General features: G+C 71.0%; 3 protein-coding genes and 1 pseudogene. 3 read left to right on the top strand and 1 reads right to left on the bottom strand.

The window, feature by feature from the left end:
- Window positions 1-95: 95 nt before the first annotated feature.
- Window positions 96-596 (bottom strand): annotated as a pseudogene (locus tag ACWD3D_RS10445) (bifunctional DNA primase/polymerase); the annotation flags it as partial.
- A 518-nt stretch (window positions 597-1,114) separates the two neighbouring features.
- Here ACWD3D_RS10445 and ACWD3D_RS10440 point away from each other — a divergent pair.
- From ACWD3D_RS10440 to ACWD3D_RS10430, 3 genes are all read left to right on the top strand, one after another.
- Window positions 1,115-4,291, top strand: coding sequence for a glycosyl hydrolase 115 family protein (locus tag ACWD3D_RS10440; protein ID WP_451460493.1), 3,177 nt, complete (start codon window positions 1,115-1,117; stop codon window positions 4,289-4,291).
- A 359-nt stretch (window positions 4,292-4,650) separates the two neighbouring features.
- Window positions 4,651-5,208, top strand: coding sequence for a SigE family RNA polymerase sigma factor (locus ACWD3D_RS10435; RefSeq protein WP_451460491.1), 558 nt, complete (start codon window positions 4,651-4,653; stop codon window positions 5,206-5,208).
- Window positions 5,209-5,378: 170 nt separating this feature from the next.
- The gene (locus ACWD3D_RS10430) at window positions 5,379-7,031 is read left to right on the top strand and encodes a long-chain fatty acid--CoA ligase (RefSeq protein WP_451460490.1); all 1,653 of its coding nucleotides are present in this window, start codon (window positions 5,379-5,381) and stop codon (window positions 7,029-7,031) included.
- The last annotated feature ends 77 nt before the right edge of the window (window positions 7,032-7,108 follow it).

The raw sequence follows: 7,108 nt of genomic DNA, 5'->3' as shown, positions 1-7,108 counted from the left end.
GGCGCCCGCCGGAAGCTGGTCCGCGACCAGCCGGGCGACCGCCTGCGCGGACGTGATCACGTCGGAGGGCTCGGCGGGCACCCCCAGCTCGGTCACGCCGAGCCGGCCACGACGACCTCCGCGGGCACGGACAGCCAGAGGTGCCGGCCGCCGGCCGGGGTGAGCACGGTGAGGGTCGGCGGGATCGTGAAGAGGTGCTGGAGGGCGAGCTGACGGAGCGCGGCGTCCGCGTGCGCTTCGGCGCCGGCCGCAGGAGCAGGGCCCCCGGTCGGGGCCGGGCCGGTGGTGGCCGCGTCCAGGTCGATGCCGATCAGGCGGTGCGGGCCCTGGCCGCAGGCGATGCCGTACCCCGTGACGCCCGGGGCCGCGGCGAAGAGCGCGCGGACGGCCGCCGGGTCGGTGGTCGCGTCGCGTACTCCGTGTCCGGGCAGCCCGCAGTGGCCGGTGCAGGCGGTGCGCGCCGCGCCGCCGGGGTGCGGTGAACGCAGCGCGGGGAGCCGGGCGGAGTTGAGCGGGATGACGGGGAGCCCCCGCTCCGCGGCGTTCAGCGCGTGGGCCAGGGCCAGGGTGGCGAGCTGCCGGTCGGTGGGGGCCATGGAGTCATGTTCGTACAAGCGTTCGAAGAAGGCAACGGAATACGAGGTGACTCAGGGCACGCCCCGCTCCGTCCGGTCGTCCCGGGGGCCGCCCTTGCGCATCCCTCGCGCAATCGGTTGGTGCAAGGGGATTGACCCTGGAAAAAGCGGGCTCTAGGTTTCCAGAAAATTGCGGGGACATATTCGAAATGTTTCGATCCGGCGCAGGGGCTGACGGGCGGCTCGATGTCGGAATTCCTCGCATTCGAGCGCCTTGGCTCGATAAGGGAGAGATCGGTGACCTGCGGAATCCCGGCGCGGAGTGCGCTGTTTCGCGCTGTCCGGTGCGGTGACCTGCGCACTCTTCCTCGTGTCCGTGGTGGCGACTCCTTTCGCGACTCTTTTCTCGAAACTTTTATCGGAGGTCATTCGTGGAATCACAGATTCCGGGCCCGCATATTTCGGACTCGCAGGAGGGTCCCCGTCTCTCCGGCGATTCGGACGCGCCCGCGTCGGGCCGCGCCAGCCGCAGGTCCGTACTGGCACTCGGCTTGGGCCTGAGCGCCCTGGCCTCCCCGCTCCTCGGCATCGGCGGCGCCACGCCCGCCCTGGCCGCGCCCCTCGGGGCTCAGGGCGCCGACGGGCCGCGGGGTACCGGCGGGGCGCAGGGTGCGGCGGGCCGGGCCACCGACTCCGGGACGTACATCTCGTTCGGCGCGGTCTCCGGCGGGTTCGCCCTGGTGAAGTCGGGCCGCGCGGTTCCCCTCGTCGTCAGCGGCGCGGACCACGCGGGTGTCATCCGCGCGGTCGGCGATCTGCAGTCCGACATCGAGCGGGTCACCGGGGTGCGTCCGGCCGTGGTGCGGAAGGCGGGTGCCGGGCAGCGGGAGATCGTGATCGTCGGCACCATCGGGCGCAGCCCGCTGATCGACGCGCTGGTGGACGCGGGCAAGCTCGACGTGCGCGGGATCGCGGGCAAGTGGGAGACGTCCCTCCAGACGATCGTCGAGCGGCCGATGCCCGGTGTGGACCGGGCTTTCGTGATCGCCGGCAGCGACCAGCGGGGCGCGATCTTCGGCGCGTACGACGTCTCCCGGGGCATCGGGGTCTCCCCCTGGTACTGGTGGGACGACGTGGTGCCCGAGCACCGCGACGAGATCCACGTCCGGCCCGGCCGGCACACCCAGGGCACCCCCGCGGTGAAGTACCGCGGCATCTTCATCAACGACGAGAACCCCGCGCTCGGCACCTGGGCGCCCAAGTTCTTCGGGCCCGGCAAGGCGCCCGGTTACGAGGGCGGGTTCAACGCCGACTTCTGGGCCCGGATCTTCGAGGTGCTGCTCCGCCTCAAGGCCAACTACCTCTGGCCCGCCGTCTGGGGCCGTGCCTTCGCCGAGGACGACCCGCTGAACCACGCCACCGCGACGGCGTACGGGATCGTCATGGGCACCTCGCACGAGGCCCCCATGATGCGCGGCATCGAGGAGTGGAACCGGCACGCGGTGGCCGCCGTGCGCGACGCCGCGGGCAACATCACCACCCCCGGCCACGACCCCTACGGCGGTACCGGCGAGTGGTCCTTCCGGCGCAACTCCGACGCGCTGAAGGCCTACTGGGCCGACGGCATCCGCCGCATGAAGGAGCAGGACTTCGAGGGCGTGGTCACCCTCGGCATGCGCGGCAACGGCGACACCAGCCTGCCGGACGGCGACGCGATCGAGCTGATGGGCGAGATCATCGCGAGCCAGCGCGCCATCATCGCCGACATCACCGGCGACGAGAAGTCCGTCCCGCAGGTGTGGACCCTCTACAAGGAGGTGCAGCGCTACTGGGACCGGGGGCTGCGCGTCCCCGACGACGTGACGGTGGTGCTCACCGACGACAACTGGGGCAACGTCCGCAAGCTGCCGCAGCTCGCCACCGACGACCGTGCCGGTGGGTACGGCCTCTACTACCACTTCGACTACGTGGGGGTCGGCCGCAACTACAAGTGGGTGGACACCACTTCGCTGCCGAACATGTGGGACCAGCTCAACCAGTCGTACACGTACGGGAATCGCGGCCTGTGGGTCACCAATGTCGGCGACCTCAAGGGCAACGAACTCGCCACGCAGTTCTTCATGGAGTACGCCTGGAGCCCGGAGCGCTGGGACGTCGACGACCTCCCTGAGTGGGAACTCGGCTACGCGCGCCTCCACTTCGGCGAGAAGCAGGCCGAGCGGATCGCACAGGTGCTCTCGGAGTACGCGCACCTCCAGCAGATCCGCAAGCCGGAGCTGCTGAACCGGCGCATCACCCTCGACCCGGCCAAGAATCCGGCCACCGACTCCTCGGCGATCGTCTACGACGACCGGGCGACCCCGTTCAGCCTCGTGGATCACCGCGAACTGGAGCGGGTCACCGACCGCTGGCGGGCCCTCGCGGAGAAGTCCCGCGAGGTCGGTCGGCGCCTGCCCGCCTCCTCGCAGGATGCCTGGTTCGAGCTCGTCGGGTACGAGGTCGAGGCGACCGCGAACGTGTACGAGCTGCGCGAGGCGCAGTTCACCAACCTCTTCTACGCGGAGCAGGGCCGGGCCCTGACCAACGAACTGGCCGCGAGGGCCGAGGCCCGTCTGGCGGACGACTTCGCCTTCTCGAAGAGGTTCAACACCCGGGTGGCGGACGGCAAATGGGAGGGCTTCCAGACCCAGCCGCACATCGGGTACGGAGACGTGGCTCGGTACGGACCGAACGCCCCGTGGCAGCAGCCCGAGCTGAACAACGTGGCGCTCACCGACGAGATCTACCCGGCGCTGAAGCGCATCGAGCTGCCCGGGGCGGCCGAGATGGGCGTGGCCGTCGAGGGCAGCGAGGACTGGTGGCCGGGCGGCGGTGCCGGCGAGGCGACGCTGCCGGTGTTCTCCCCGTACGGCAACGGCCCCGACCCGTACATCGACGTGTTCAACCGGGGCCGGACGCCCTTCGACTACCGGATCACCACGGGTGAGTCCTGGCTGGTGGTGGACCGGCCGCGCGGGCGGGTCACCACCCAGACCCGGGTCACCCTGCGGGTCGAGTGGAAGCACGCCCCCCAGGGCGTCACCAGGGTGCCGGTGACGGTGAGCGGCCCCGGCGGTTCGAGCGTCGTCGTGACCGCCGTGGTCGACCGGCCCAAGACGCCGAAGTCGGGCCTCAAGGGGTTCGTGGAAGCCGGCGGGTACGTGTCGATGGAGGCCGAGCACTACAGCCGCGCGGTCGGCAGCGGGTCGGTGAACTGGCGCCGGCTGCCCGACGTGGGCCGTACGGCGGGCGGCATGGAGCCCTTCCCGGTGACGGCGGCCCGGCAGTCGGCGGGAAGGGGGCCGCGTCTGGAGTACACGCTGAGCCTCTTCACCACCGGACCGGTCACGGTCTGGGCGTACCTCTCCCCGAGGAACAACCCGCTCTCGGGCGACGGCCTGAAGTACGCGGTCTCCTTCGACGACGACGCACCGAGCACGGTGAACGTCACGGCGGTCACCGGCGGGGACGACGGCACCATGAACGTGCAGTGGGCGCGCGGTACGTCCGACAACGTCAACCGCACGGCCACCCAGCACGTCATCACCCGGCCCGGGGAGCACGTGCTGAAGTTCTGGATGATCGACCCGACGGTGGTGGTCCAGAAGCTGGTGGTCGACACCGGCGGCCTGCGCCCGGTCTACCTCGGCCCGCCGGAGAGCCTGCGGATCGGCTGACGACCGGCTGACGACCGGCCGGGGATCGGCCGGGGATCGGCTGTGGACCGGCTGAGGGTGGTCCCGCGACACCCGCGCGGACCACCCGCGGGCCACCCGCGGACCACCTGCGGACCACCTGCGGACCACCTGCGGACCACCCGCAGGCCCCGGCCGGGCCCCGGCCCCGACCTCGGCCCCGACCCGGCCCCGGGTCCAGTGCCGACCCCGGTACCGACCCTGGCCCCGGCCCCGACTCCACCTCGCGTGCCCTCCACCCCCAGGAGGTGGACGTCTCCCGGCTCCTACACCCTGAGGCGGACGCGGCATCGGGACCTGGGGGCGATCCGCCGCCGGGCCTTCGCTCCTAGGTTGGGGAGATGACCACGCCAGTCTGCACGGGCGCGCCCAGGCGCACCGCTGCCGCCGCCGGACACACCCCGCCGTACCCGTCGTTCACCTCGTACGTCCGGGCGCGCGGGCCTGTCCTGCTGCGCACCGCGCGCTCGCTCACCGCGAATCCGAGCGACGCCGAGGACCTGCTCCAGACCGCGCTGGCCAAGACCTACGTGGCCTGGGAGCGCATCGAGGACCACGGGGCGCTGGACGGATACGTCCGGCGCGCCCTGGTGAACACGCGTACCTCGCAGTGGCGCAAGCGCAAGGTCGACGAGTACGCCTGCGACGAGCTGCCCGAGCCGGAGACGGCTCCGGCCCCCGATCCCGCCGAACACCAGTCGCTCCACGACGCGATGTGGCGGGCCGTGCTCAAACTGCCCGACCGGCAGCGGGCCATGGTCGTCCTGCGGTACTACGAGGACCTCAGCGAGGTCCAGACCGCCGAGGTGCTCGGGGTGTCCGTCGGCACGGTGAAGAGCGCCGTCTCGCGGGCGCTCCGCAAGCTCCGCGAGGACCCGGAGCTGATACCCGCACCCTGACCCCGTCGCGGGCCCGTACGCCGGTCCCGCACACCTGCCCGGGGGCCCGTGACCACCGGACCGGCGGAGGCGCGTACCGATTGGGGTGGCCCGAAGTAGTGACATACCGCGCGGTATGTGCGCAGAATCAGCGGAACCCTACTGCCGCGTAGCGCCTCCGGGAGGACGCCGTGCTGAGCACCATGCAGGACGTACCGCTGACTGTCACCCGCATCCTGACCCATGGGATGACGATCCACGGGAAGTCGCAGGTCACGACCTGGACCGGCGAACCCGAGCCGCACCGGGTCAGTTTCGCGGAGATCGGTACCCGCGCGATCCGCCTCGCCAACGCCCTCCGCGACGAGCTGGGCATCGACGCGGACCAGCGGGTCGCGACGCTCATGTGGAACAACTCCTTCCATGTCGAGGCATATCTGGCCATTCCGGCCATGGGTGCCGTGCTCCACACCCTCAATCTGCGGCTGCCCGCCGAACAGCTCGTCTGGATCGTCAACCACGCGGACGACAAGGTGGTGATCGTCAACGGCTCGGTGCTGCCGCTCTTCGCGCCGCTCCTGCCCCGGATGCCGTCCGTGGAGCACGTGGTCGTCGCCGGACCCGGTGACCGGTCCCTGCTCGACGGGGTCGCGCCGCGCGTGCACGACTACGAGGAGCTCATCGCCGGGCGCCCGGACACCTTCGACTGGCCCGACATCGACGAACGCCAGGCCGCCGCCATGTGTTACACCTCCGGCACCACGGGGGACCCCAAGGGTGTCGTCTACTCGCACCGTTCGGTCTATCTGCACTCGATGCAGGTCAACGCGACCGAGTCGATGGGGCTGACGGACGCCGACACCACCCTCGCCGTGGTTCCGCAATTTCATGTACTTTCGTGGGGTTTGCCCCATGCGTGCTTCATGTCCGGTGTCAACATGTTGATGCCGGACCGTTTTCTCCAGCCCGTGCCCCTCGCCGAGATGATCGAGAGGGAGCGCCCGACCCACGCGGCGGCCGTTCCCACCATCTGGCAGGGCCTGCTCGCGGAGGTCACCGCGAGGCCGCGGGATCTCACCTCGATGGCCCGCGTCACCATCGGCGGCGCCGCCTGTCCGCCCTCGCTGATGGAGGCGTACGACAAGCTGGGCGTCCGTCTCTGCCACGCCTGGGGCATGACGGAGACCTCGCCGCTCGGCACCATGGCCAACCCGCCCGCCGGGCTGAGCGCCGAGGAGGAGTGGCCGTACCGCGTCACCCAGGGCCGTTTCCCGGCCGGAGTCGAAGGCCGACTGGTCGGCCCGGGCGGTGAACACCTGCCCTGGGACAACGAGTCGGCCGGTGAGCTGGAGGTCCGGGGCCCCTGGATCGCCGGGGCGTACTACGGCGGAGCGGACGGCGAACACCTGCGCCCCGAGGACAAGTTCAGCCAGGACGGCTGGCTGAAGACCGGCGACGTCGGCGTGATCAGCCCCGACGGCTTCCTCACCCTCACCGACCGGGCCAAGGACGTCATCAAGTCCGGCGGCGAGTGGATCTCCAGCGTGGAGCTGGAGAACGCGATCATGGCTCACCCGGACGTGGCCGAGGCCGCCGTCGTCGCCGTGCCCGACGACAAGTGGGGCGAGCGTCCGTTGGCCACGGTCGTCCTCAAGGAGGGTGCCGTCGTCGGATTCGAGAGCCTCAAGACCTTCCTCGCCGAGTCCGGCGTCGCCAAGTGGCAGCTCCCGGAGCGCTGGACCGTCATCGAGGCCGTGCCGAAGACGAGCGTCGGGAAGTTCGACAAGAAGGTGATCCGCAAGCGGCACGCGGACGGCGAGCTGGACGTCACCGTCGTCGACTGACACCGCACCACGGCCCGCACCACGGCCCGCACGACGGCCCGCACGACGGCCCGCACGACGAAGGGCGGTACGGAGAT

The sequence above is a fragment of the Streptomyces sp. NPDC002690 genome, from assembly GCF_053592415.1.
This window is presented reverse-complemented; position numbering and strand designations above follow the sequence as displayed.